Origin of the sequence: Aeromonas sp. Y289-2 (genome assembly GCF_027705925.1) — a bacterium.
Classification (GTDB): domain Bacteria; phylum Pseudomonadota; class Gammaproteobacteria; order Enterobacterales; family Aeromonadaceae; genus Aeromonas; species Aeromonas veronii.
This window is the reverse complement of sequence record NZ_JAPDCH010000003.1, coordinates 40,234-65,066: the sequence shown is the minus strand read 5'-3', so window position 1 is coordinate 65,066 and position 24,833 is coordinate 40,234. Positions and strand designations below refer to the sequence as shown.

The window sequence follows — 24,833 nt, the reverse complement described above, 5'->3', positions numbered from 1 at the left end:
CACTCATCGTCTGGCGGATACGAGTCAAGGTCCAGGGTGTCACGCTTTCATAACAACTATCCATCACAACTATCGCGGGAGTCCGGGCTCCCGCGATAGTTGCCGATAACGGCAATTAACGGTCGCGATTCAACGCGATCAGACGATCAAGAATCGCCTCACCATCGGCACGCAAACCGTTGTGCTCATACTCATTGGTGATCCAGGCGCGACTGTTGCCAAGACCACGCAGAGTTTCGCGACTGTAGTCAAACTCCACATACATATCCTCGGCATAGACGGCGCATGCTACCGGCACCTTGTTGCAGGCCAGTTGGGCCGGATTATAGAGCGCCCCCCAGTCCGCCTTGTTGGCCAGCAGATGAGCCGCCTCTTTCAGGGGCAGCAACTCGCGGAACTGCTCGAACATCCAGGGGTAAACCATCTCGCCGGTGAAGGCGAAATCCTTGCCGGGTGCCCAGTTCACCGCTGGGAATTCCACTCTGACCCGATCCGCCGCCCAGCGAGTCGCTTTCCTTTCGGCGTAGATAGCCTCGTGCAGGATGGCAAACAGCGGGTTGGTATTGAATGGCTGCATGCTCTGCACCTGATAGAGAAAGGCCGGGCTCAGCTTGTCGCCGATAAAGGCCTCCTCCAGCAGGTAATAAAGCTCCTCAAAGGCACCCGTAGCACCGAGATCCAGCCCTTGCTGCTGGAACTGCTCCACCGTCAGGCGCTGGCCGTTGGGCAGTCGCACATCATGCTGGTGCAGATGGTTGGCCAGCCGGTTGGCAATCCCCTGAGCGTGGGGGAAGCGGGCGAAGAAGGCTCGGTTCTTGTCAGCCACCCTCTGGTAGGTGGCGCGGTAAACCTCCTCGGCACTGCGGCCAATCGGCGCAATGCCGCCGGTGATATAGACCTCCCGCAGACTGTCGGGGAAAAGCGAGAGATAGGTCAGGCAGCAAAAACCGCCAAAGCTCTGACCAAGCAGGCTCCAGCGATGCTTGGGGCTGAGCTCCTGCCGGATGAACTCGGCATCTTGCACTATGCTGTCGGCGCGAAAATGGCCGAGATACTCCGCCTGCTCGGCCGGAGTCATTTTGGCCAGAATCTGCCCGTGGATGGGGCTCGACATCCCGGTGCCACGCTGATCCAGCAGCAGCACTCGGAACTCCTGCAACGCCCGCTTGAGCCAGCCACTGTTGGCTGTCGGGCGCGGCGCCCCGAATCCCGGCCCCCCTTGCAGAAACAGCAGCCAGGGCAACTTCTCATCGAGCTTGTCTTTACGGCAGAGGGTGCGGGCAAACAGGGTAATGCTGTCACCATCCGGCTCATCATGATCGAGGGGAACGGTAAAAAAGTGCGGCTCGCAATGAATGCCGTCCAGTACATAGCTCAAGGGGCTGTTCATCTGGGATCTCTCCGTCAGGATGGGAACATCATTGACCCCATCATATCCCCGCCCAGCCACAGGGTCACTCCGGTTTTCCAAAATGTTAACAATGGCTTAAAGGTCGAAACATCACCAGACAAGCCGCTCTTCAACAGTGCTGAATTAATTGTTTTGCAGGGGAGATTGACGCCATGGCGCCATTCAACAAAGATGGCTCGCCTGCACAGGAGTGCAGCCATTCAGGCCGACAAAATGGATAAGGGAATGTGATGAAACCGAAGTGGATCAGGGCCAGAAAAAGAGAGAAGAAGCCATGCCCTGGCAGCATGCTGCAGACCGGAATGCTGCTGTTCAGTGCCACCTGTGGCGCGACGCTCTTTTTGGCAGCATGCAACAGCAACTAGAAATGAAAAAGCCCGCTCGATTGAGCGGGCTTTTCGAATTTGGCTCCTCCTACTGGACTTGAACCAGTGACATACGGATTAACAGTCCGCCGTTCTACCGACTGAACTAAGGAGGAATTGTAATTGGTGCCCAGAGACGGAATCGAACCGCCGACACGGGGATTTTCAATCCCCTGCTCTACCGACTGAGCTATCTGGGCAACGGCGCGCATTAAACCCTTTCCAGCGCAGAGTGTCAACCATGATGGCACGATAAAAAGCGCGTTCGCTCAACAACCGAACGAAGCGGCCATTTATTATCCATTTCAGTCCTGTTTGCCGTACTTGCTGGCCTCTGCACGCCCTGCAGGCTGCGCCAATATGATGGAAATTCGAGGTTCAGTGGGTCCGCCGCATTGAGCCGAATCCACTCTGCGAGTATGCTTTGCCGCAATGATACCGCCTGGAGGCAACATGAGTCTGAATATGCAAGAGTGGCGTGATGAGACCACCGAGATCGTCAACGAACTGCTGGCCGATGGCAGCAATCCCGATGCGGATTACGACATCGAGCACCACTTCGCCTGCCAGGATTTCGACCGTCTGGAAAAAGCAGCGGTTGACCTGTTCAAGGCCGGTTTTGAAGTGACCGATGCCGAAGAGATGGAGCTGGATGACGGCGCCACCATCTTCTGCTTCGATGCCACCATCGAGTGCAAGCTGAATGTCGAAGCGATCGTCGCCGATATCGCCAAGATGCTGCCCATCCTGGAAAAATACGGGGTGGATTACGATGGCTGGGGCACCTACTTCCAGGATTGATCCTGCCTCCATCGTAAAACAACAAGGCCACCTTGCGGTGGCCTTGTTGTTTCTGACGATCTCTCACGCCAGATAGCTGGCAGCAAACTCCGTCGGCGGCAGGGGGCGGCTGAACAGATAGCCCTGTAACCGATCACACCCCGCCTCGGTCAGCCACAACTGCTGCTCGGGTGTCTCTACCCCTTCGGCGGTGATGCGGATCCCGAGCTCATGGCCCAGCCCGATGACCGAACGCACGATAGCGGTGGTCGCGCTATTGCTGGCCAGCCCCTGAGTGAAGCTGCGATCCAGCTTGAGGGTCGCTACCTGCAACCGCGGCAGATAGGCCAGCGAACAGTAACCGGTACCAAAGTCGTCGATGGCCAACTGAAAACCGGCGGCGATCAGGTTGTCGAGGTTGGTCTCAATCTCGTCGGCGTTCTCCATCAGTACCCCTTCGGTGATCTCCAGCTCCAGTTGACTGGCCTTGAGACCATGGCGAGCGATGCAGGCTGAGACCCGCTCACAGAGCGCCGGATCACGGAACTGCAGCGGCGAGAGGTTGATGGAGAGCACCATATCCGGCTGCGCAGTTTGCCACTGCGCCAGCTGGGCACAGCCCTGCTCCAGCATCAACTGACCCAGTTGACCGATGATCCCCATCTCTTCCGCCAACGGAATGAATTCGTCGGGGGAGATCATCCCAAGCTCGGGATGGGGCCAGCGACAGAGCAGTTCGGCGCCATGCAGCCGGTGAGTACGGGTACAGATGATCGGCTGATAGACGGCAACCAGCTGGGCGGACTTGATAGCGAGCGGCAACTGGGCGGCGATCAGCTGACGCCGCTTGAGCCGGGCATGCAGCTCGGGATCAAACAGGGTGCAGTACTGCTGCTGCCGCTTGCCCTGCGCCAGTGCAGCCTCGGCATGGCTGAGCAACCGCTCGGCATCGCTTGCCCGCCCCTGGGCCAGCCCCAGAAACACCGGGATCTGGATGCGGTGATCTTCCACCTGATAGTGCTCCATCAACTGCTGCTGCAGATGCTGGCTCCACCCCTGCAATGGCTCATTGAAATCCGGCAGCAACAGGCTGAAGTCATCGGCAGCGACCCGACAGAGCAGGGAACGCGGCGGTACCAGCTGCTGCAACCGCTTGGCCACCTGGCTGAGCAGGCGATCGGCAATCCGGATCCCGAAGCGATCGTTGATTTCACGAAAATGGTGCAGATCGACCAGCACCAATGTGGCACTGCGTCCCCCAAGATGGCGGCTGGTCTGCAAGAACCGGGAGAGTTTGAGCAGTCCGGTCAGACTGTCGTAGTGCTGCTCCTGCTGCAACTGCGCCTGAGTGGTGCGCAGGCCGGTGATGTCACGCCCCAGCGTCAGGATCCCGAGGGAGTGGCCGTCACCATCGGGGACATCGACCCGGGTGATCTCCATGTGTCGCCCCTGCCCGCTGGCATCCAGCAGACAGCACTCGCCGTGGCCCATCCCCTGCGGCGCCGCCAGCCGGAACGGCAGTTGCTGCCCCAGCACCTCATCCGCCCCTTGGCCGATAAAGTCGAGAAACGCCTGATTGCACTCCAGCAGCACCCCGTTGTGATCATCGAAACGGATCAGATCAGGAATGGCATCGAGCAGAAAACGCTGCAACAACTGCTGCTTTTTGACCGTCTGTTCAAGACTTTTGCGCTGGGCAATCTCGTTAACCACCCCGAACACTGCGCAAGCTTCCCCCTGCGGAGTGTAAAGAGGCACCTTGTGCACCTCCATCCAGCAGGTATTCCCGCCTCGGTTGCAATGGAGCTGCTGATACAGCATCGGCACGCCTCCAGCAAGCAGCTGCTCATCCTCACTGCGAAAGAGATCGCCCCAGGGCATATCTGCATCTGTCTTGCCGACAACCTCGGCTGGCGACTCCAGCTTGGCTTCACGGGCGAACTCACGATTGGCGAACAGGTAACGCCCATGACTATCTCGACAGAAGATACTCATTGGCAATTGGTCGATGACCTGCTGCAGCAGATCCGGGGTGAGCATGTTGGTCACAGGGGTGCTTATGGAGGAATTTCGAGCAAATCTATGATAGCAAACCAATTTTGTAAAGCACCCCGATCACCTCCCCATAACATCGAACGCTGGATGGTTGCTGACAGAGATTGTCGCTCCGGCGATAATAGGCGCCGGTTGGCCAATGGCCTGGTGATATGGACGAGAGAAACAAGATGAAAAAGATTATGGGGAGCGCATTGGCGCTGCTGCTGGTTGGTTGTGCTGGTGACAATAACGGCGGTGAGGAGTATCGCTACAACCCGCCAATTGCCAAGGCAACCAACAATACTCAGGAAATGGCGATCCCGGTGGATCTGGTGTGGGCTCGCGCCGAGAAGTGGTTCACCGATCACGGCCTCACCATCGAAAACAGCCAGCGTGGCTCCGGCCTGATGACCGCCAACGTCAACCAGTCAGCCGACGGGCTGGAGTGGCTGGACTGCGGCACCATGGGTTCCAAAGTTGCACTGGGCAACCCGAACCTGCAGATCAACCTGATCATCACCCAGAGCGGCAACAGCAGCGTGGCCACCGTCAATGTCAAGGGCAACACAGAACTGTTCTTCGTTGAATCCTCAGGCGAGCGCGTACCGGCCCCGTCCATCAAGCCGGTCTGTGTCTCTCGCGGTACCCTGGAGCAGAGCCTGTTCGCCACCCTCGGCAACTGATTTCGCTTCCCTGCAAAGATAAAAAAAGCGGCAGATTGCTCTGCCGCTTTTTTATTGCCCCGAGTTGGGCTTACTTGTCGATATCGAGCATGTTGTTGGTCAACATGTAATCGATCACCTGGTTGGCCGTGGTGCCAGAACCGCCCGTCAGACTGTCGAAGGTATGGTTCATCAACACAATCTCCTGAGTCACCGGCGCAGTACTGCTCTCCTTGACCTGCAGGTGCACCCCTTCATTGTCCTGGAACACCGAGAGCAGACTCTTCAGATCGGTCGTACTGTGAGAACCATCGTGATCCAGCAAATCGCTCAGATCCAGCTTGTCACCTTCCGCCTTGGAGAAGTCGACCACGTAGTCCTTAGCAACGCTACCCGCAGTGGTATCGCCCTGCAGCCAGGTGAAGGTATCGGCACCACCATCTCCCTTGAGGATGTCATTGCCAAGCCCGCCGACCAGAATGTCGTTGCCCAGACCGCCGCTCAGGGTGTCGTTGCCGGCGCCACCATACAGGGTATCGTTGCCGCTACCACCATAGAGCTGGTCATCGCCTAGACCACCGAGCAGCATGTCGTCACCGGCACCGCCGAACAGTATATCGTTGCCGGCACCACCATCGAGAATGTCGTTACCACCCTGACCAAACAGGATATCGTTGCCCTCCCCTCCAATCAGCACATCCGCCTTGTCATTGGTGGAGGACTGATCAAACTCGCTGGCATGGTCCGTGATGTAGTCATGGACCTGAGCAACGGTCACCGAGCCTGCGCTCAGCTTGCCGGCTACATACTGCTTGATGGCCGCGTAGCCTTCACCGTTGATGCCGGCAAAATGGATGGCATCCCCGAACAGAATGTCGTCACCGGCACCACCATCGATCCGGTCGCTTCCCGGCTTGTTGTTGATGGAGGTTCCCAGAATGGCGCCGGCCAGATCGTTGGCATTGACGCCCGTCATGATCACACCGTCAGAGTCATAGGACTTGAGATCGTTGTAGGAGATGTTGGATCCCAAGCCGATCGCCTCCACCTTCACGCCCATGCCGGTCAGCAAGGCAAAACCTGCCACCGCATTACTGATGGTTGTAGACGTGGAGTCCTGTCCGTTACCTGCCAAAGTGGAATAGGTGTAACCACCCAGACCATCAGGACGCATGTAGCCAATCTTGGAGGAATCACCCTTTGTATCAACTTTATAAACCACACCCTGAGCATCGATAATGGTATATCCACTGCTCTTGTAAACTTGACCAGGAACATAGCCGTTCTGCAACAGCTGATTGAGATAGACATCACGAGAATCATTCGGATAGTCATCAATCAGTGGGTTGCTACCTTCACTGCCCAGATAGTAAGTCGGCTTACCATCAGTGATGAAGTAGGTCAGGTTCTTGGCATTGGTGTTGCTCTGAGCTGTCGAACCGTTGAACCAGTTGGCCGTGGTCTTGAACACGTCTTCGTAGTTGGTACCGCCGCCGTTGTTCGAGCTGCCATCCATGCTGTCGAGAATCGCCTGCAACTGGCTAAGGGCATTACTGTCTTTCAGGTTCACGCTGACCGACTTGTTGGCCAGGGTGTCGAAGTCCACCAGGAAGATATTCACCTTGCCGGCCCCATCGGTGCCAGCGCTGGTCTTGAGACTATTAAAGACCTGTGCCAACTGGCTCTTGATGGTGTTCATGGCGCTGGTGCCGATACTGCCCGAGCTGTCGACCATAAAGGCGATGTTGTAGTTCTGGCCCGGCAGCACCACGCTGCCATCCAGATCCCCGACCACGACATTGTGCTCGCTGCCATAGGTGCGGTTTTGATCGCCCGGCTCCCCTTCAGTGGCGTTGAAGTAGCTCAGGCGGATAGAATCCTGATCCGATGCAGTATTGGTGTTATCTGTTACAACCTCCTTGGCAGTGGCTTCAACCTTGAGGTCAAGATTACCAGCTTGAACACCAGGAACACGCAGACTTAATCCTGTCAATTTCACATCCAACTCATTACTTCTCCACAGGCTGCTGCCAGCCGTTAGAGTAATTTTGCCATCGACATCAGCTGTGCCTAACAGTTGGCTACCGCTGTACAGCTGCGAACCTTGTGGCATATTGCTCAGCACTATGCTATCGAGCACTTCACTGCCATCGCGATCACTCAGGGAAGCATTCACCTCTATGGGGTAATCAACAACTGTGGGTTGTACCAAGGTCAATTCACCTGTGCCTTGATTGACCTGGTAGATACCATCAGCAAACTGGACATACTCAATGTCGTGAAGTGCCTTGGTCACACCAACGCCATTCTCCTTCACATAAAAATTGAACCAACGATCATTAACCGAGTAACCACTCCCTTTCTGGATTGCGTAGTCAGCACGATTACCTGTCAACACAGCAATATCACTACCTGCGCCGCCATAAAGACCATCATTGCCCAAACCAGACACCAATACATCGTTGCCATCCTCTCCATACAAAGAGTCACCCTGCACCGAGTTATTGCCAACCAGAACGTCATTTCCCCCCTTGCCATACAACATATCTCCACCGCCATGGGAACTGACAATGTAGTCATTGCCTGCACCACCATTGAGACTTTCCTGCTGGGTAGATTTATCACTTTGCGAGTTGGCAATAGACAGCGTTTCCTTGTTAAAGGCACCGGCTTGGAACTGACTTGTCGTAATTGCCAGAGTGGGAAAATCTGGATAAGCGGAAATACCGTTACCCATCAGACTGACGTTGACCATGGGTCTATCTGCCACCGCATCAATATCGATCACCAGCTTGCCACTGTTGCTCAAGTTGGCACCATCGCTAATCTGGTAACCAACGCTGGCGTAATCACCCTGCAAGTTGCCGGTCACGATGCCATTGCCATTACTGGCATTAGCACTCGACTCATTGAGATCAGGTACGAAGCGGAGGTGGCCGCTATCGATCTCGGCGTAGGAAATAAGATCCCCCACCTTCACTGCAGTCCACTGACTGGCTGCGTTGAGGTACTCCAGCTTACCGCTCAACGGCAGGGTGTTGATCAGCACGCTCAGGTCAGAGGCGGCCTGATCATCGCTGGCACCAAACTGAGCCCACTTCAGCACCAGCGGCGTGTCTTCCTTGCCGGCACTGTAGCCACCCGTGGTCACCGGCGTACGATCGTTGTCGATGATGGTACCGGTTCCATTCTTGTCGCCCACTGTCACCAGCAGAGTCTCGTTAGTCTCAACCAGACGATCGTTCACTGTAGGCACAGTAACCGTGAAGCTGGTCACCCCGGCTGGTACGCTCACACTCTTGCCATCGGCGCTCAAAGTCACACCATGGCTAAATGTTGGTCTTCCCCAATCAGCGTTTGTTGCGGCATTCGTTCCTGTGCCGGCAATGGAGAAGCTGTACTGGGTCACCACATTGGTCGCACCGCTCAGGGTCACCACATGTTGCAGACTGGTACCTTCAAGCTCGCTGTCACTTGCTACATTTACCACCGCCGGTCGTACCAGCGGGTTGACCGCAAAGCTCCCTTGCGAGCCATCTTTATCGCGATCATATGCCATGAAGGTAAAGTCAATGTCGCCATCGTCCGGACGCTGCATCTCGGCATACTGGAAGAACTCCCATTTGCCAGTAGCAGGGGTGAACTCCAACTTGAAGACTAACTTGTTACTCTCATCATGCCCCAGCAGTGTATTGCTACCGCTATTGCTGATGGAGATACGAGACCCCGCGGCTGTCAATAAACCACGCTCAAAGTCTGTATCCTTGATGTCTAGCGCCATATGCCCTTTGCCATCCGCCCCCCATTGCGTTGCAACTGTACCCGAACCATAGGCAATCGCCTGCGGGGTAGAGGAGCCAAGGAACTCGATAGACTTGACGGTAAAGTCGCTGTTATCTGAGGTATTGGTGTTGCCGTTGTTAGTAGCCTTGATCACCATGGTGTCAAAACCGCCCTGCTGCACCTGGAAGTTCTGGTTGTACTCTCCACCTACCGCATCCGAGCTAAACTTCAGTGTGGAGATCAGTACTCCTCCGCGGTAAAACTCCACGACACCACTCTCCTTCTCGCCACCAAACATCTGGCTGAACTTGATATTGGCGCCATAGGCCACGGTCCCCGGATCGAGCTTGACGATCAGCTCCTCGGATGCAGACTTTCCATTCCCAAAGAGACGGAAATCCACTTCATTGGCGAGGTTGTGATAAGGACTATCACCACTGGCAACACCAAGCCCAGCCGTTGAAGCATTGACATCTGCAGCAATAAGAGTTGAATCGGTCGCCGACTTGAACCCTTGGGCAGTGATCTTGAACCCGTCCAGATCAAGCTCTCTCTGGTTTGTCGTTGCCGAGTATCGAGTCAAATCAAACAGGCCGGTCAATACATTCGGTATGTCTGTCTTGGCAACGGAGACCACTTCAGCATTCTCGGCAATCGGGGCATCATCTTCGACAGTAATCGTCAAAGGCTTAGTCACAGACAGAGTCCCATCAGAAACAGACACATTTATCTTGAGATCAAGGGTGTCTTCCTGGGTGGTATTAGCATGATCCAACGGCTGCTTCAGGGTCACTTCATAACCCCAGTCACCTTTGCTACTAGCAACTGGCGCTGTCAGCTTAACCTCAAGAACAACGTTGTCCTTGCTGCCGGCGTAGCCAATCAACGTTTTGCTGTCAGCATCCCAACTCCACTCGACCTTAACACCACCAGAATAAACTTGTTTATCACCATCATCGGTTGGCCATCCCAGTGAAACTGTCAAGTTGTTGCTGTCAACATCACCGACAGTAATCACTCCCTTGGCAACGATCTCATCAGTAGCATCTTTCTGGCCATCTTCACCCAATTCATCTTTCAGCCCACCAAGGAGACCTTCTTCGGAGACGACAACATCGTTGGAGATGTTCAGCGTCGGGGCGTCATTGGTGCCGGTGATGATGATGGTCACCGTGTGCGGTGTGCCATCGACACTCTGCACGGTGAAGGTCTCTTGCTTGGTCTCGCCTTTGCCCAGGTACTGCACCAGGCTGTTGTCGACGTTGTAGGTCCAGGTGCCGTCAGCCGTGATGCTCAGGCTGCCCAGTGCATCCGGACTCGCGGTGATGCTGGCCGCGTCGGTCTTGAACGCCACTTCATCCGCGCCGTCCACGTCGCTGATCTTCAGCTGGCCGCTGTCGCTCAGCAGGCCTGTGCTCGAGACGTTCAGGTCTTCGGTCACTTCACCCACAGCATCGCCGCTGATGATCGCCTTGTCGTTGGTGCCGGTGATGGTGATGGTCACGGTGTGCTCGGTGCCATCCACGGACTTGACCACGAAGGTCTCGACCTTGGTCTCACCCTCGCCCAGGTACTCCACCTTGCTGTTGTCAACGTTATAGGTCCAGACACCGCCCTCGGTGATGGTCAGGCTGCCCAGCGGGGCACCCTCGGTCGGGTGCGCCACCGCCGCCACATCGGTGCGGAAGGTGTTGTCGGCATCCTTACCGTCCACGTCCACGGCCGTCAGGGTACCGCTGTCACTCAGCACGATGTTGCCATTACCCTCGGTCACTTCACCCACAGCATCGCCGCTGATGATCGCCTTGTCGTTGGTGCCGGTGATGGTGATGGTCACGGTGTGCTCGGTGCCATCCACGGACTTGACCACGAAGGTCTCGACCTTGGTCTCACCCTCGCCCAGGTACTCCACCTTGCTGTTGTCAACGTTATAGGTCCAGACACCGCCCTCGGTGATGGTCAGGCTGCCCAGCGCGCCTTCGCTCGCCTTGATGCTGGCCGCGTCGGTCTTGAACGCCACCTCGTCAGCACCGTCCACGTCGGTCACGGTCAGCACGCCGGTATCGGTCAGTACATCTGGGCTGGCATCTTCAGTCACAGCGCCGATGTCGTCACCCGCGATGATGGCTGCATCATTAACGGGTGTAACAGTCCCAGTAACCCCACCTGTCGAGCTGTTCACGCCATCGGTAATAGTGTATTCAAAAGAGATATCACCGTTGAAATCAGGGGCCGGGGTAAAGATCAGCTGGCCATTGGCCAAGGTGAGGGAACCATTACTGATCGCTACAGTGCCGCCTTCGGCAATGGCTTGGCCGTTGATAGCAGTAATGGTGAGACGATCACCATCCGCGTCCGTGTCGTTGCCAAGCACATTGATGCTGATAGTACCGTCCTCTTCAACGGTGAACTGATCATCCACTGGCTGAGGCGCTGCATTAACAACACTGTTGTCGCTCCCCTTGGGCGAGGTGTTGCCCACAGGATCTGTCAAGGTAGCATCAACTGTGATCGGGCCATTGACAGGCAGATCCGTGGTGGGAATGGTCAAAGTAACCTGAGTACGGCCGATATCATCGGCTGTCAGAATCTTGCTGGAATCAGGCACTCCATCACCATTCCAGTCAACATCGAGACGATCACCGACCTTGGCATCACCCGGTAAACGGATAATGACACCCACTCCGGTTTCACGCTCATTAGCGGAGATGACATTATCTGCCCCATCCAGGATTTCGACTTGTGGAGCGGAGGGAGCGGTACTGTCAACGCTGCCATTGTCGGTTGCCGTTCCTGTATTCCCCGCAGGATCGGTGACACTGGCTGTGACGGTATAAGAGCCCTCAGCCAAGGGGGTGACCACATCCACGGTGAAGGTGCCAGTGGGTGTGACGATCGCGGTCAGGGTTTGTTGATTACCGTTTGCATCGGTGACCAGCAGGGTCACGGTGCTGCCAACGGGAGCATCCGTGGTTCCGGTCAGGGTCGGAGTGGTGTCATTGGTGTTATCTGGCGCAACGACGGAAATGGTGGGCGGAGTCAGGTCAAATACCTCATCTTCGCCAGCAGCACCCAACGGCGGCTCGCCATTGGTGTTGTAGGTGGTATCGAAAGTGGCTTCAGCAATGGTTGCGGAACCGGTACGGTCGATGGTGACAAAACCGCCGTTGCCACTGGCACCGGCGACGCCCCCAATACCGCCACCACCGGCGGCAGGTGCACCGCCTGCGGCAGAGGCTTCAAAGGCCTGGGTCGGGTCCGCGCCGCCCAAAATGGCCTGTTGTAGGGCACTGATATCATCAGGAGTACCTGCAGCGCCGTTTTGTGCCAGCTGGGGAGCATCCCCCTCTTCGACAGGCTCACTCTGCTCGCTGGCTGGTTGCACATTGAACGACTGTCCACCGCCCATGAAACTGGCGCCATTCGGCGACATGATCACTGCCCCTTTCGGCAGCACATCACCTTCAGCCAACAGCTTCCGGCTGCCATCAGCGGCAACCAGATAAATTTGTCCTTTGAGTTGGGTTACGGTTACGCCCTGTTCCAAGGTAACGGCATTGGTGATCATGTTCTCTCCTGAATCCTGATTTGAATGCAATAAGCCACAGCCTACTTTGCAGACTGAGGGGAAAAATAACCAGCTCGAAAATTCGAAAGGATAGACCGATTTGAGGCTGAACTGTTCAGCCAGACAGAAGTGTATAAAACGAGGTTGCGAGAATGGCAAAAACCAAAATTATCAATAGATTACAGAATGATGACGGGAGCATGACAAGGCATGCTCCCGTCAGGATTAACCCTAGGCTCCCGCCCAGAGGATGATAGCCAGCAGCTGTGGCGAGATGATCCGCAGGAACATCACCAGCGGGTAGACAGTGGCGTATGAGAGCGCACTGGCGCCACTGGTCGGGTGCATGGCGTTGGCAAAGGCCAGCGCGGGAGGATCAGTCATAGAGCCGGCCAGCAAGCCGCAAAGGGTCAGATAGTTCATCTTGCCGTAGAGGCGTGCCAGCACACCGACCACCAGCAGCGGGATCAGGGTGATCGCCATACCGTAGAGCATCCAGGCTGGGCCATCACCGTTGATCAGGGTATCGACGAAACCCGCCCCCGACTTGAAGCCGACCACCGCCAGAAACAGCACGATGCCGATCTCCCGCAGCGCAAGGTTGGCACTGGGGGGCATGAACCAGTAAAGCTTGCCGATGCTGCCGATCCGCGACAGGATCAGCGCCACCACCAGCGGCCCACCCGCCAGACCCAATTTGAGGGCGGCCGGGAAACCGGGCAGATAGAAGGGGATGGAGCCGAGCAATACGCCAAGGCCAATCCCGATAAATACCGGCAACATCTGCACCTGCTGCAGTTTTTGCTGCACGTTGCCGACCACATTGGTCACCGCTTCGATAGCATCGAGGCGCCCCACCAGGTTGAGAATGTCGCCAAACTGCAGGCTGGTCTGGCTGGTCGGTACCAGCTCGATACCAGCCCGATTGAGGCGGGAGATCACCACGTCATAGCGCTGTTTGATATCCAGATCGCGGATCTTCTTTCCAAGAACCTGCTCGTTGGTCACCACGACCCGCTCGACGCGCAGATCGGTGCCGCGGGTCGAGAGCGAGGTCTCCACCTCCTCCCCCAACACCAGCAACACCTTGTGCAGCGCGTGGCGCTCACCCACCAGATGCAGCAAGTCACCCAGTTCGATACGGGATTCCGGCCGTGGCACCATCAGCTCGTCGCCCCGTTTGAGCCGTGAACAGATGACATCAGACTCGTCGAGACTCGGGATCTCGCTCAGCATCAGGCCGTGCATGTTGGGATTGCGCACCGCGATGTTGATGGTCTGCAAGCTCTCTTTGGTTTTACCGGTTTGTAGCTCGAACTGGGCGGCTTCATCGTCGATCTTGATGCGAAAGAAGACCCTGACCAGCCACATGGTGAGCAAAATGCCACAGATACCAAACGGATAGGCAACCGCATAGCCCATCCCCATCAGGCCGGTAGAACCGGGCGCGGCGCCCAGCTCGGCCAAGATCTGCTGGCCCGCACCGAGGGATGGCGTATTGGTGACGGCACCGGAGAAGACCCCCAGAATGACCGGCAACGGCACATCGAAAAATTGATGCAAGCCAGCAGCCACCACGCAGCCAAGGATGACCAGCAAAGCGGCAAAAGCGTTGAGTTTGAGACCTGAACTGCGCAATGACGAGAAGAAACCCGGCCCGACCTGGATGCCGATGGTATAGACAAACAGGATCAGGCCAAACTCTTGAATAAAGTGAAGCGTTTGTGCATCCAGCGCGAGATCGGAGGCGCCTGCAAAGTGACCCACTATGATGCCGCCGAACAGCACCCCCCCTATTCCCAAGCCAACGCCATAGACTCGCCAGTTTCCCAGCCAGAGTCCTAGCACTGCCACCAGCGACAACATGCTGATGGAAAGCGCGATTTCACTCATTTCGTGCATCCTTTGCGAATTGAACTGGCCCTAGCTTGTCAGCAAACGCTGATGCCAACTGTGTGATACCGCACGAATTTATCCTTTTACGCGCTAAAAATACCAATTAAGGGCTAGTTGCAAGACGTTAGGCGACGTAGCCGTAAATGGCCATAAAGTGACAAACGCTGCCACCCAGCACAAAGAGATGCCAGATGGCGTGGTTATAGGGGATCTGCTTGGCCACATAGAAGATGACCCCGAGGCTGTAGATAAGGCCGCCAAGCCCGAGCAGCAGCAGCCCCTCACCCGCCAGATGGATGTAGAGCTGATAGATGACCACCAGCGACAGCCAGCCAAGCATCAGATAGGTGAACAGCGACAACTTCTTGAAGCGGTTGATAAACACCAGCTTGAACACCACGCCAGCCAGCGCCAGGGCCCAGATCACCACCATCAACCCCTTCGCCAGCGGCGTGTCTAACGCGACTAGCAGGAAGGGGGTATAGGTGCCGGCAATCAGCAGATAGATGGCGCAGTGATCAAACACCTTGCACCAGCGTCTGGCCCGCCCTTCCGCCATGCTGTGATAGAGGGTCGAGGCGAGATAGAGCAGCACCAGACTGCCGCCATAAAGGCTGTAACTCACCAGCGCCTGCGTACCCTGCCCCCATCCTTTGATGAGCAACAGCACCAGCCCGACAATCCCCAGCAACAATCCCGCACCGTGACTCAGCCGGTTTGCCAGCTCCTCCCGGGGGGAGTAATCCATCACACCACTCATAACATCGACTCCACAATAACTGTGGCTCACTCTACCCAGCGCCATTTCGGAGTACAAGTGTTCGCTTAAAAAATGGGGTGGCTGTCACCCGCCCACCTTTGGTGTATGCTCTGCCGCCGATGCCCAAGACAAGGGGCATAGACACCTACCCCGGTGACCTGGTCTGGAGAACCTGATGAAGTTGACTGAGCTGTTTGCACAAGCGGATCCCGCCTTTGGCGAGGCGATGAACACCTTGCTGGAGAGCTTCCACCACTCCGACGACAGTCAGGCCCCCTATCAGCGCGACCTGTTCACCCACCAGCTCGATCAATCCCGCATACCTGCAGTCGGCCAACCTATCGAGGAGTATCTGGCGCGGCTGGCTACTCTGGTGCCCGGCGCCTCGCACCTCACCTCGCCACGCTACATGGGCCACATGACGGCGCCCCTACCGGCCTATACCGCCGAGCTATCTCGCCTGCTGGTGATGCTCAACCAGAATCCAATGAAGATGGAGTCCTCCCGCCTGCTCAGCTTTCTGGAGCGGGAGGTGCTGGCCAAGCTGCACCGCCTCATCTATGGCAGGGACGATGCCTTCTACGGCGAGCAGATGCATGCCAAGGATGCCGCCCTCGGCGTCATGACCAGCGGCGGCACCATCGCCAACGTCACGGCACTGTGGCTGGCCCGCAACCGTGCCTGTGGCGACAACCTGTTCGCCCTCTATGAGCAGGGCTATCGCGGCGCCGTTATTCTCGGTTCACGGCTGATGCACTACTCCTTCGACAAGGGGATGGATCTGCTGGGACTGGGCGCTCGCAGCGTCTGGCGCCTCGAGACTGACGAACAGAACCGGCTCACTCTGGCTGCGCTGGAGCAGGCGCTGATCCAGTGCAAAGAGCAGAAATTGAAAGTACTGGCATTGGTCGGCGTGGCAGGCAGTACCGACTTTGGCTCCATCGACCCCCTGCCTGAGCTTGCCGCCATCGCCGAGCGCGAGCAGATCCACTTCCACGTGGATGCCGCCTGGGGCGGCCCGACCCTCTTCTCCCCCCGCTATCAAGGTCTGCTGGCCGGAATAGAGCAGGCCGACACCGTCACCCTCGATGGCCACAAGCAACTGCTGGTGCCGCTTGGTACCGGCATGCTGCTCTGCCGCCAGCCCGACCTGATGATGGCGGTCAAGCGAGAGGCGCCCTACGCCATTCGTGCCACCTCGTTTGATCAGGGTCGCTTTACCCTGGAGGGCACCCGCCCGGCCAACGCCCTCTATCTGGATGCCGTTTTCCAGCTCTTCGGCCAGCAAGGCTATGCTGAGCTTATCGAAGCCAACTACGACCGAGCCCGGCTGATGGCCGAGCTCATCGAAAGCGACCCCGCCTTCGAGCTGATGTCTGCTCCGGTGATGAACCTGCTCTCCTATCGCTGCATCCCGCCCCATCTGCAGGGCAAGGTGCTGGATGAGACGGCCAATGCGCAGATCAACGACTTCAACGTGTCCCTGCAAAAAGCCCAGCGGGCCGAGGGGCACAGCTTTGTCTCCCGCACCCAACGAGCGGTGGTACGCTACGGTGCCCAACCGCTCACCCTGCTGCGCGCCGTGCTGCTCAACCCTCTGATTGAAGAGCGCCATATCCGCGACCTGCTGGCCGATCAGCAGCGACTGGGGATCTCCATTGCACGCCAACTGTTTGGCGACGGCGCGGAACCGGCGTAAAAATGAGCGGTCTTATTCATTTGCCGTTGTCTGCTGTACAGGTAGACTGGGCGAAATTTGCAGGCCATTTTTGAGGACTAGGCGCCAACAATGAAGCAATTTATTGAATTTATTCCACTTATCGTTTTCTTCGCGGTCTACAAGTTCTACGACATCTACATGGCTACCGGCGCACTGGTGGTGGTCACCGGTCTGCAGCTCGCCTATAGCTGGATCCGCTATCGCAAGGTCGAGAAGATGCAGCTCTTTACCTTCCTGCTGGTCGGCTTCTTCGGTGGCCTCACCGTCTTCTTCCACGATGACACCTTCATCAAGTGGAAAGTGACTGTCATCAACGTGCTGTTCGCACTGGGTCTGCTTATCAGCCGCTACGGCTTTGGCAAGAATCTGATCAAACAGATGCTGGCCAAGGAGCTGCAAGCACCCGATAAGGTCTGGGACACAGTCAATCTCGGCTGGGTCGGCTTCTTTACCGTCTGTGGCCTGCTCAACCTCTACGTGGCGTTCAACCTGCCGCAAGAGATGTGGGTAAACTTCAAGGTGTTCGGCCTGCTGGGGATGACGCTGGTCTTTACCCTGCTGAGCGGCGTCTATCTCTATCGCCACATCCCTGCCGAGCAGTTGTCCCAGCAAAAAGACGAACCCAAAAAATAACCCTCATCAGAAAAGGATCCTCTCATGTGGTATCTCATCTACTCCGAAGATGTCCCCGATAGCCTGCCACTGCGCAAGCAAGTTCGCCCTGCCCACTTGGCCCGGCTGCAAGCGCTGCAGGATGAAGGGCGCCTGCTGACCGCCGGTCCCAACCCGGCCATCGATGCCGAGGATCCAGCAGATGCAGGCTTTACCGGCAGCACCGTCATCGCCGAGTTTGCCTCGCAAGCTGACGCCAAAGCCTGGGCTGATACCGACCCTTATGTGACCGCCGGTGTTTACGCCAAGGTCACCATCAAGCCGTTCAAGAAAGTCTTTTAAAACTGCGTCAGATGCAAAGAGGCCGGAACGGGTGTACAACCCGATCCGGCCTCTTTTTATTGCGCGTTGCTCAGCGCACCAACAAGGTCACGCTCTGGCGACAAACCAGGGATTGAGGATATCGGGCTTGTTGTAGGCAAGGGGTGAGCCATCGAGCTGGGTGACGCTGCCACCCGCCCCCTCCAGCACCGCCTGCGCCGCACCGGTGTCCCACTCGCAGGTAGGAGCAAGGCGCGGATAGAGCTCGGCGCCCCCCTCGGCAATGATGCAGAACTTCAGCGAACTGCCCATGGAAACCAGCTCGATCTCGCCAAAAGGAGCCAAGAAATCGAGGGTCTCCTGCGACAGGTGGTTGCGACTGCCCACCACTCGCCACGCCTCGCCTTCACGATGAGGCCGGGTCTGGATAGGCTCGCGCTTGCCATCGGCGATGCGCCAGGCCCCCGCGCCCTTGCCGCCATACCAGAGCTTGTCCAGCACCGGCGCATAGACCAGCCCCCAGCGCGGCGCCCGCTCTTCAATCAGCGCGATATTGACGGTGAACTCGCCGTTGCGGGAGACAAACTCCTTGGTGCCGTCGAGGGGATCCACCAGCCAGTAACGTGACCAGCCGTGGCGCGCCGCCATTACCTCGGGCCCCGACTCCTCGGACAATACAGGGATGTCGGGAGTCAGCCGCGCCAACCCCTGAACGATCACCTCATGAGCCCCCTTGTCGGCCGCGGTCAGCGGACTCTCGTCGCTCTTGTACTCCACCGCGAAGGGCTGGCTGTAGATGGCCATGATGGCCGCTCCCGCCGCACGAGCGACAGGTTCAAGGTCGGTGATATCGGGGTGGTACAAGGGATGATCCATAACAATCTCGTCCAGCTTACAGGGTCAACCAGTGTAACCCTTTTGACATCAATTGCTTATAGCCGATTGTGCTGGGTTATTACTGCGCGGGTGCCGCCAACTCATTAGCCCCGCATTAATAGACCTAAAAACAACAAAGGACGCCGTGGCGTCCCTTGTTATTTCTAGCGGCCGGTCTCAGGCCGCTGACCTATCCAGCGGATCAAATCCACTGACGGGCTTCCTGCATCAGCAGGCGCATATCGCTCACGGCCTTGGCCAGACCATCGAAGGCGGCGCGGCCGATGATGGCGTGGCCGATGTTGAGCTCATAGAGCTCGGGGATAGCTGCGATAGCCTTGACGTTGTGGTAGTGCAGGCCGTGACCGGCATTGACCTTGAGCCCCTTGCCAGCGGCATAGGAGGCACCGGCGGCGATGCGCTTGAACTCGGCATTGCGCTCGGCATCTGTGGTGGCATCGGCGTAACGACCGGTATGGATCTCGATAAAGGGGGCGCCACTCTCGGCAGCCGCATCAATCTGGATGGGATCGGCATCGATAAAGAGCGAAACCTGCGCCCCCACCGCGGAGAGACGGGCAACGGCATCAGTCACCTTGTCCAGCTGACCGGCCACGTCCAGACCGCCTTCAGTGGTCACCTCGGTGCGCTTCTCCGGCACCAGACAGACGAAGTGGGGCTTGATGCGGCAGGCGATGCCGATCATCTCTTCGGTCACTGCCATCTCCAGGTTCATTCTGGTCTGGATAGTCTGGCGCAGGATCTCCACGTCGCGGTCAGTGATGTGGCGGCGATCTTCACGCAGATGCACGGTAATGCCATCAGCCCCGGCCTGCTCGGCCACGAACGCGGCCTGTACCGGATCCGGATACTGGGTGCCACGGGCGTTGCGCAGAGTCGCGATATGGTCGATGTTCACACCCAGATAGATTTCACTCATTGAGAACTCCTTGAAAGGCTTCATCTGTTGACTGCGCGGTCAGCGAATCACCCCGCGCCAATATCCGTATGTCTGTAATCTGTGTCAGCCTTGCATACTGGTTTTGCGTTTTAAAAACAGCTCCCGGCTCTTTAGCTGACGCTTGCCCAGATAGGGTTGCAATGCCAGTCGGCTGAAACGTTTGGCCGCCTGCAGCAAGGGAGGGGTATCGAAACGTCCCTCGGCAAAGGCGAGCAGGTGGGCACCGAGAAACAGGGTACGGGGATCCGGCGCCCGCTCGCAAGCAACAAAGCCCAATTCACGCTCGAAGCCATAGAGCAGGGTCGGCTCGATGGGCGACTCGTCGTCCGCCGTGTATTCGAAATCCACCGCATAACCGAGCGCCTGCAACAGCAGGAACTCGAAGCGACGCAGCGGCAGCTCCGGCGTCTCGCCATCGGCCAGCGCCATGATGGCACGGGCATAGGCATCGAACACTTCGGGGAACGGGGTGTGCGCTTCCAGCAGGTAGTAGAGCAGCTCGTTGAGATAGAGGCCGTAGAAGAGGCGATCGCCGCCGAGACGCAGGGAGTGATCCGGGCATTCGACCTGGGTGAGGTTCTTGAGATCACCCTTGCCGCGCCAGGCGATGGTGAGCAGGGTAAAGGGTTGCAGCAGCCCCTTGAGAGGGGAGCGTGGCCCGCGAGAACCGCGAGCCACCAGGGTAAATCGGCCACTATCCTGGGTGAAGACCTCGACCAGCTGGCTGGTCTCCCGATAGGGCCGACTGTGGATGACGAAAGCCGGGGTCAGCAATCAGTCGTCGCCATACCCGAGGCTGCGCAGGGCGCGCTCATCATCAGCCCAGCCCGACTTGACCTTGACCCACAGCTCGAGGTGCACCTTGTTCTGGAACAGACGTTCCATATCGAGGCGCGCTTCGGTGCCTATAGTCTTGATCTTCTCGCCCTTGTTACCGATGACCATCTTCTTCTGGCCATCGCGCTCGACCAGGATCAGGCCGTGGATGTGGTAGAGGCCGTTCTCTTCCACCTTGAAGCGCTCGATCTCCACCGTCACCGAGTAGGGCAACTCCTCACCGGTGAAGCGCATCAGCTTCTCGCGGATGATTTCAGAGGCCATAAAGCGGGAGGAGCGGTCAGTCACGTAATCTTCCGGGAAGAAATGGACGTTTTCCGGCAGCAGATCCTTGGCCCACTCGCGGATCTTCTCCACGTTGGTGCCCTTTTCGGCACTGATGGGCAGAATATGGGCGAAGTTCATCTGTTGGCCCAGCCACTCGAGGTGCGGCAGCAGATCTTCTTTCTCTTTGACGTTGTCGATCTTGTTGACCGCCAGCACCACCGGGCACTTGAGATTGCGCAGCTTGCCCAGCACCATCTCGTCGTCTTTGGTCCAGTGGGTACCGTCAACCATGAACACCACCATGGCCACATCCCCCAGCGAACTGGTGGCGGCACGGTTCATAAGGCGGTTGATGGCCCGTTTCTCTTCAATGTGCAGACCCGGGGTATCTACATAGATGGTCTGGTAGTTATCCTCGGTGTCGATCCCCAAAATCCGGTGACGGGTGGTCTGGGGTTTCTTCGAGGTAATGCTGACCTTCTGGCCAAGCAGCTTGTTGAGCAGGGTGGACTTGCCCACGTTCGGGCGGCCCACGATGGCGACAAAGCCGCAGTAGGTGGTATCTGTCATGACAGTTTTTCCAATGCTTGCTGCGCCGCGGCCTGTTCGGCCTTGCGACGGCTGGTGCCGACCCCGACGAGGGGACCATCCAGACCTTCCACGTCACACTGGACAGTGAACTCCTGGTTGTGTGCCTCGCCCTTGACGTTGGTCACAGTGTAGGTCGGCAGGGATTTGCGGCTTCCCTGCAAAATTTCTTGCAGACGGGTCTTGGGATCTTTCTGCTCGATGCCCGGCTTGATCTCTTCCAGGCGGCTGGCATACCAGCTCAGCAGCAGTGTCCGCACCGTCTCAAGATTGGTATCCAGATAGACGGCACCGATCACCGCCTCGACCGTGTCGGCCAGAATGGATTCGCGGCGAAAACCGCCGCTCTTGAGTTCGCCGGGACCGAGGATCAGGTGATCCCCGAGGTCAAACTCCCGGCCCAGTTCGGCCAGGGTCTTCTCGCGCACCAGGGTGGCGCGCATCCGGCTGAGATCCCCTTCCGCCGCTTGCGGGAAGCGGTGGAACAGATCGTCGGCAATCACCAGACTCAAAATCGAGTCACCCAGAAATTCCAGTCGCTCATTGTGACGGGAACCGGCGCTGCGGTGAGTCAGCGCACGGGTCAGCAGTTCCAGATCCGCAAAAACATGCCCGAGACGGGACTGCAGTCTGTTCATCTTGATATTCATTTACTTGATTCCGCCAATGCGGTTGAAGCGCACACCTGTCGGTACCCAACTTGGCAGCAGGGAGCCTTCTTCGCGCTCGAATTCAAAACTTATCCAAATAGCGACCGCCTTGCCGACCAGATTCTGCTCGGGCACAAAGCCCCAGAAGCGGCTGTCTGTGCTGTTGTCGCGGTTGTCGCCCATCACGAAATACTGGCCTTCCGGTACCACCCACTCATCGGGGTAGGTGCCGGGCTGGCGATAGTAACGGCCAACCATGTCGGGCATCAGTGGATTGCGCAGGGTCTCGTGGGAGACATCGCCCAACTGCTCGGTATAGCGGTCAAGGGGGATCCCCATCTGGGTAAATTCGCCTCTTTGTTCAAACTTGACGTCGAGCTTCTTGAAGCCCGGGCACGTTTTCCCTTCCTGCTCTTCGCACTTGGGCCGGATCATCAGCTCCTTGTTGCGATAGATGACCCGATCACCCGGCATGCCGACCACCCGCTTGATGTAGTCAACGCGCGGTTCAAGGGGATACTTGAACACCACCACGTCGCCACGCTTGGGCTCGCCAGTCTCGAGGAACTTGGTGTTGGTCACCGGGTCCCGCAGACCATAGGCAAATTTTTCCACCAGGATGAAGTCGCCCACCAGCAGGGTGGGCATCATGGAACCTGACGGGATCTGGAACGGTTCAAAAATGAACGAACGCAGGATCAGCACAAAGGTGATGACCGGGAAGACCCCGGCGGTCTGTTCAATCCAGACCGGTACGGGGGCCACCTTGGCCAGGGTCTTCTCATCCAGATGGGCACCGCCATGGGCACGAGCCACGGCAATCTTGGCGGCGCGCTGCTTGGACCAAATCATCTTGTCCAGACACCAGATAACACCGGTGATCGCACAGACCACCACCAGGATCAGGGAAAACGTGCTTGCCATCTATTAATCCTTTCCGACGTGGAGAATCGCGAGGAAGGCTTCCTGCGGCACGTCGACACGGCCGAGGGACTTCATCCGCTTCTTACCTTCTTTCTGCTTGTTCAACAGTTTCTTCTTACGACTCACGTCACCACCGTAGCACTTGGCGGTTACGTCTTTACGCAGAGCCTTGACGGTGCTGCGTGCGATGATCTGGTTGCCGATAGCCGCCTGAATGGCGATATCGAACATCTGACGCGGGATCAGCTCGCGCATCTTCTCCACCACCTGACGACCGCGATACTGGGCGTTGTCCTTGTGGGTGATGATGGCCAGGGCATCGACGCGCTCACCGTTGATCATGATATCCAGACGGACCATGTCGGAGGTTTCGAAACGCTTGAAGCCGTAGTCCAGCGAGGCGTAACCGCGACTGGTGGATTTCAGACGGTCGAAGAAGTCGAGCACCACTTCCGCCATCGGGATTTCATAGGTCAGCGCCACCTGCTTGCCGTGGTAGACCATGTTGGTCTGCACGCCACGCTTCTCGATACAGAGGGTGATCACGTTGCCCATGTACTCCTGCGGCAGCAGGATATGACACTCGGCGATCGGCTCGCGCATCTCCTTGATGCTGGTGATGGCGGGCATCTGGGCCGGGCTGTCGATATGGATGGTGGAGCCGTCGGTCAGCTCGATCTCGTACACTACGGTCGGCGCCGTGGTGATCAGATCCAGATCGTATTCACGCTCCAGACGCTCCTGAATGATCTCCATGTGCAGCATGCCGAGGAAGCCGCAACGGAAGCCGAAGCCCAGCGCAGTGGAGCTCTCCGGCTCGAAGAACAGGGAGGCATCGTTCAGGGAGAGCTTGTCGAGGGCGTCACGGAACGACTCGTAGTCATCGCTGGAGATGGGGAACAGACCCGCATAAACCTGCGGCTTCACCTTCTTGAAGCCAGCCAGCGCCTTGTCGGCACCATTCTTGGCCTGAGTCAGGGTATCGCCCACCGGCGCGCCGTGGATATCCTTGATACCGCAGACAACCCAACCTACCTCGCCACAGCCCAGACCCTGGGTATCCACCTGCTTGGGCGTGAAGATACCGATACGATCGACACCCCACACCTGACCGGTGCTCATCACCTTGATCTTGTCGTTCTTCTTCAGGGAACCGTTCTTGATCCGCACCAAAGAGACAACGCCCAGATAGGAGTCGAACCAGGAGTCGATGATCAGCGCCTGCAGCGGGGCATCCGGATCACCTTCCGGCGCCGGGATCTTGGCGACGATCTCTTCCAGCACCAGGTCAACACCCAGGCCGGTCTTGGCAGAGCAGCGCACCGCATCGACTGCGTCGATACCGACGATGTCTTCGATCTCCTCGGCAACCCGCTCGGGCTCTGCGGCTGGCAGGTCAATCTTGTTCAGCACCGGCACCACTTCCAAATCCATTTCCATGGCGGTATAGCAGTTGGCCAGAGTCTGTGCCTCAACCCCCTGGCCGGCATCCACCACCAGCAGCGCCCCTTCACAGGCCGCCAAAGAGCGGGAGACCTCGTAGGAGAAATCCACGTGGCCCGGGGTGTCGATAAAGTTCAGCTGGTAGGTGTTACCGTCTTGTGCCTGGTAGTTCAGGGTCACACTCTGTGCTTTGATGGTAATGCCGCGCTCGCGCTCCAGATCCATGGAGTCAAGCACCTGAGCCTGCATCTCGCGGTCGGACAAGCCACCGCAAGTCTGGATCAGACGGTCCGACAGGGTCGATTTACCGTGGTCGATGTGCGCAATAATCGAAAAGTTACGAATGTGTTTCATCGAGCAAGAGTCACTCAA

17 protein-coding genes and 2 tRNA genes are annotated in these 24,833 nt (G+C 57.5%); 5 read left to right on the top strand and 14 right to left on the bottom strand.

Features of this window, described 5'->3' with window-relative positions; translation table 11 throughout:
- Positions 1 to 115: 115 nt before the first annotated feature.
- The 3 genes from OKC43_RS06710 to OKC43_RS06700 all read right to left on the bottom strand — a co-directional run bounded on the left by OKC43_RS06710 (position 116) and on the right by OKC43_RS06700 (position 1,976).
- Positions 116 to 1,390 (bottom strand): alpha/beta hydrolase, encoded by a 1,275-nt coding sequence (locus OKC43_RS06710; RefSeq protein ID WP_236271513.1) that lies wholly within the window; start codon positions 1,388 to 1,390, stop codon positions 116 to 118.
- Between the two features lie 426 nt (positions 1,391 to 1,816).
- Positions 1,817 to 1,892: transfer RNA gene (locus tag OKC43_RS06705), tRNA-Asn, on the bottom strand.
- Positions 1,893 to 1,900: 8 nt separating this feature from the next.
- Positions 1,901 to 1,976, bottom strand: a tRNA-Phe gene (locus OKC43_RS06700).
- Between the two features lie 265 nt (positions 1,977 to 2,241).
- On the opposite strand from OKC43_RS06700, the gene rraB reads away from it, so the two are divergent.
- Positions 2,242 to 2,577, top strand: coding sequence for a ribonuclease E inhibitor RraB (gene rraB, locus OKC43_RS06695; protein WP_026034893.1), 336 nt, complete (start codon positions 2,242 to 2,244; stop codon positions 2,575 to 2,577).
- A gap of 63 nt (positions 2,578 to 2,640) precedes the next feature.
- Here the strand turns inward: rraB and OKC43_RS06690 are convergent, their stop codons facing one another.
- Positions 2,641 to 4,596: a sensor domain-containing protein gene (locus tag OKC43_RS06690; RefSeq protein ID WP_236271626.1), complete on the bottom strand. Its 1,956-nt coding sequence runs from the start codon at positions 4,594 to 4,596 to the stop codon at positions 2,641 to 2,643.
- 185 nt (positions 4,597 to 4,781) lie between these two features.
- On the opposite strand from OKC43_RS06690, the gene OKC43_RS06685 reads away from it, so the two are divergent.
- Positions 4,782 to 5,276 (top strand): hypothetical protein, encoded by a 495-nt coding sequence (locus OKC43_RS06685; RefSeq protein WP_005335330.1) that lies wholly within the window; start codon positions 4,782 to 4,784, stop codon positions 5,274 to 5,276.
- 70 nt (positions 5,277 to 5,346) lie between these two features.
- Here the strand turns inward: OKC43_RS06685 and OKC43_RS06680 are convergent, their stop codons facing one another.
- The 3 genes from OKC43_RS06680 to trhA all read right to left on the bottom strand — a co-directional run bounded on the left by OKC43_RS06680 (position 5,347) and on the right by trhA (position 15,262).
- Positions 5,347 to 12,606 carry a retention module-containing protein gene (locus OKC43_RS06680; RefSeq protein WP_270658873.1) on the bottom strand — a complete coding sequence of 2,420 codons (7,260 nt, stop codon included), beginning with the start codon at positions 12,604 to 12,606 and terminating at the stop codon, positions 5,347 to 5,349.
- Between the two features lie 231 nt (positions 12,607 to 12,837).
- Positions 12,838 to 14,499, bottom strand: coding sequence for a putative transporter (locus OKC43_RS06675; protein ID WP_005335335.1), 1,662 nt, complete (start codon positions 14,497 to 14,499; stop codon positions 12,838 to 12,840).
- Positions 14,500 to 14,626: 127 nt separating this feature from the next.
- Positions 14,627 to 15,262, bottom strand: coding sequence for a PAQR family membrane homeostasis protein TrhA (trhA, locus tag OKC43_RS06670; protein WP_005335337.1), 636 nt, complete (start codon positions 15,260 to 15,262; stop codon positions 14,627 to 14,629).
- A 175-nt stretch (positions 15,263 to 15,437) separates the two neighbouring features.
- Between trhA and OKC43_RS06665 the strand changes: the two genes are divergently transcribed.
- The 3 genes from OKC43_RS06665 (at position 15,438) to OKC43_RS06655 (ending at position 17,936) form a co-directional block, all read left to right on the top strand.
- Positions 15,438 to 16,961 (top strand): aminotransferase class V-fold PLP-dependent enzyme, encoded by a 1,524-nt coding sequence (locus OKC43_RS06665; RefSeq protein ID WP_236272809.1) that lies wholly within the window; start codon positions 15,438 to 15,440, stop codon positions 16,959 to 16,961.
- 90 nt (positions 16,962 to 17,051) lie between these two features.
- Positions 17,052 to 17,615, top strand: a complete 564-nt coding sequence (locus tag OKC43_RS06660) for a septation protein A (RefSeq protein ID WP_064335576.1) — start codon at positions 17,052 to 17,054, stop codon at positions 17,613 to 17,615.
- Between the two features lie 24 nt (positions 17,616 to 17,639).
- Positions 17,640 to 17,936: a YciI family protein gene (locus OKC43_RS06655; RefSeq protein ID WP_219264470.1), complete on the top strand. Its 297-nt coding sequence runs from the start codon at positions 17,640 to 17,642 to the stop codon at positions 17,934 to 17,936.
- 87 nt (positions 17,937 to 18,023) lie between these two features.
- Here the strand turns inward: OKC43_RS06655 and cysQ are convergent, their stop codons facing one another.
- The 7 genes from cysQ to lepA all read right to left on the bottom strand — a co-directional run bounded on the left by cysQ (position 18,024) and on the right by lepA (position 24,815).
- Entirely contained in the window at positions 18,024 to 18,791 is a 768-nt protein-coding gene (cysQ, locus tag OKC43_RS06650; protein ID WP_409010839.1) for a 3'(2'),5'-bisphosphate nucleotidase CysQ, read from the bottom strand.
- A gap of 202 nt (positions 18,792 to 18,993) precedes the next feature.
- Positions 18,994 to 19,731 carry a pyridoxine 5'-phosphate synthase gene (gene pdxJ / locus OKC43_RS06645; protein ID WP_236272808.1) on the bottom strand — a complete coding sequence of 246 codons (738 nt, stop codon included), beginning with the start codon at positions 19,729 to 19,731 and terminating at the stop codon, positions 18,994 to 18,996.
- A gap of 84 nt (positions 19,732 to 19,815) precedes the next feature.
- Positions 19,816 to 20,526, bottom strand: coding sequence for a DNA repair protein RecO (gene recO / locus OKC43_RS06640; protein WP_236272807.1), 711 nt, complete (start codon positions 20,524 to 20,526; stop codon positions 19,816 to 19,818).
- Complete coding sequence (gene era / locus OKC43_RS06635) at positions 20,527 to 21,426, bottom strand: GTPase Era (protein WP_005335393.1); 900 nt, start codon at positions 21,424 to 21,426, stop codon at positions 20,527 to 20,529.
- Positions 21,423 to 22,094, bottom strand: a complete 672-nt coding sequence (gene rnc / locus OKC43_RS06630; RefSeq protein ID WP_005335394.1) for a ribonuclease III — start codon at positions 22,092 to 22,094, stop codon at positions 21,423 to 21,425. The genes era and rnc overlap by 4 nt, the downstream gene beginning before the upstream one ends.
- Positions 22,095 to 23,018: a signal peptidase I gene (lepB, locus tag OKC43_RS06625; RefSeq protein ID WP_005335395.1), complete on the bottom strand. Its 924-nt coding sequence runs from the start codon at positions 23,016 to 23,018 to the stop codon at positions 22,095 to 22,097.
- Between the two features lie 3 nt (positions 23,019 to 23,021).
- A complete protein-coding gene (lepA, locus tag OKC43_RS06620; RefSeq protein ID WP_005335396.1) occupies positions 23,022 to 24,815 on the bottom strand; it encodes a translation elongation factor 4 in 1,794 nt (597 codons plus the stop codon).
- Positions 24,816 to 24,833 lie beyond the last annotated feature (18 nt).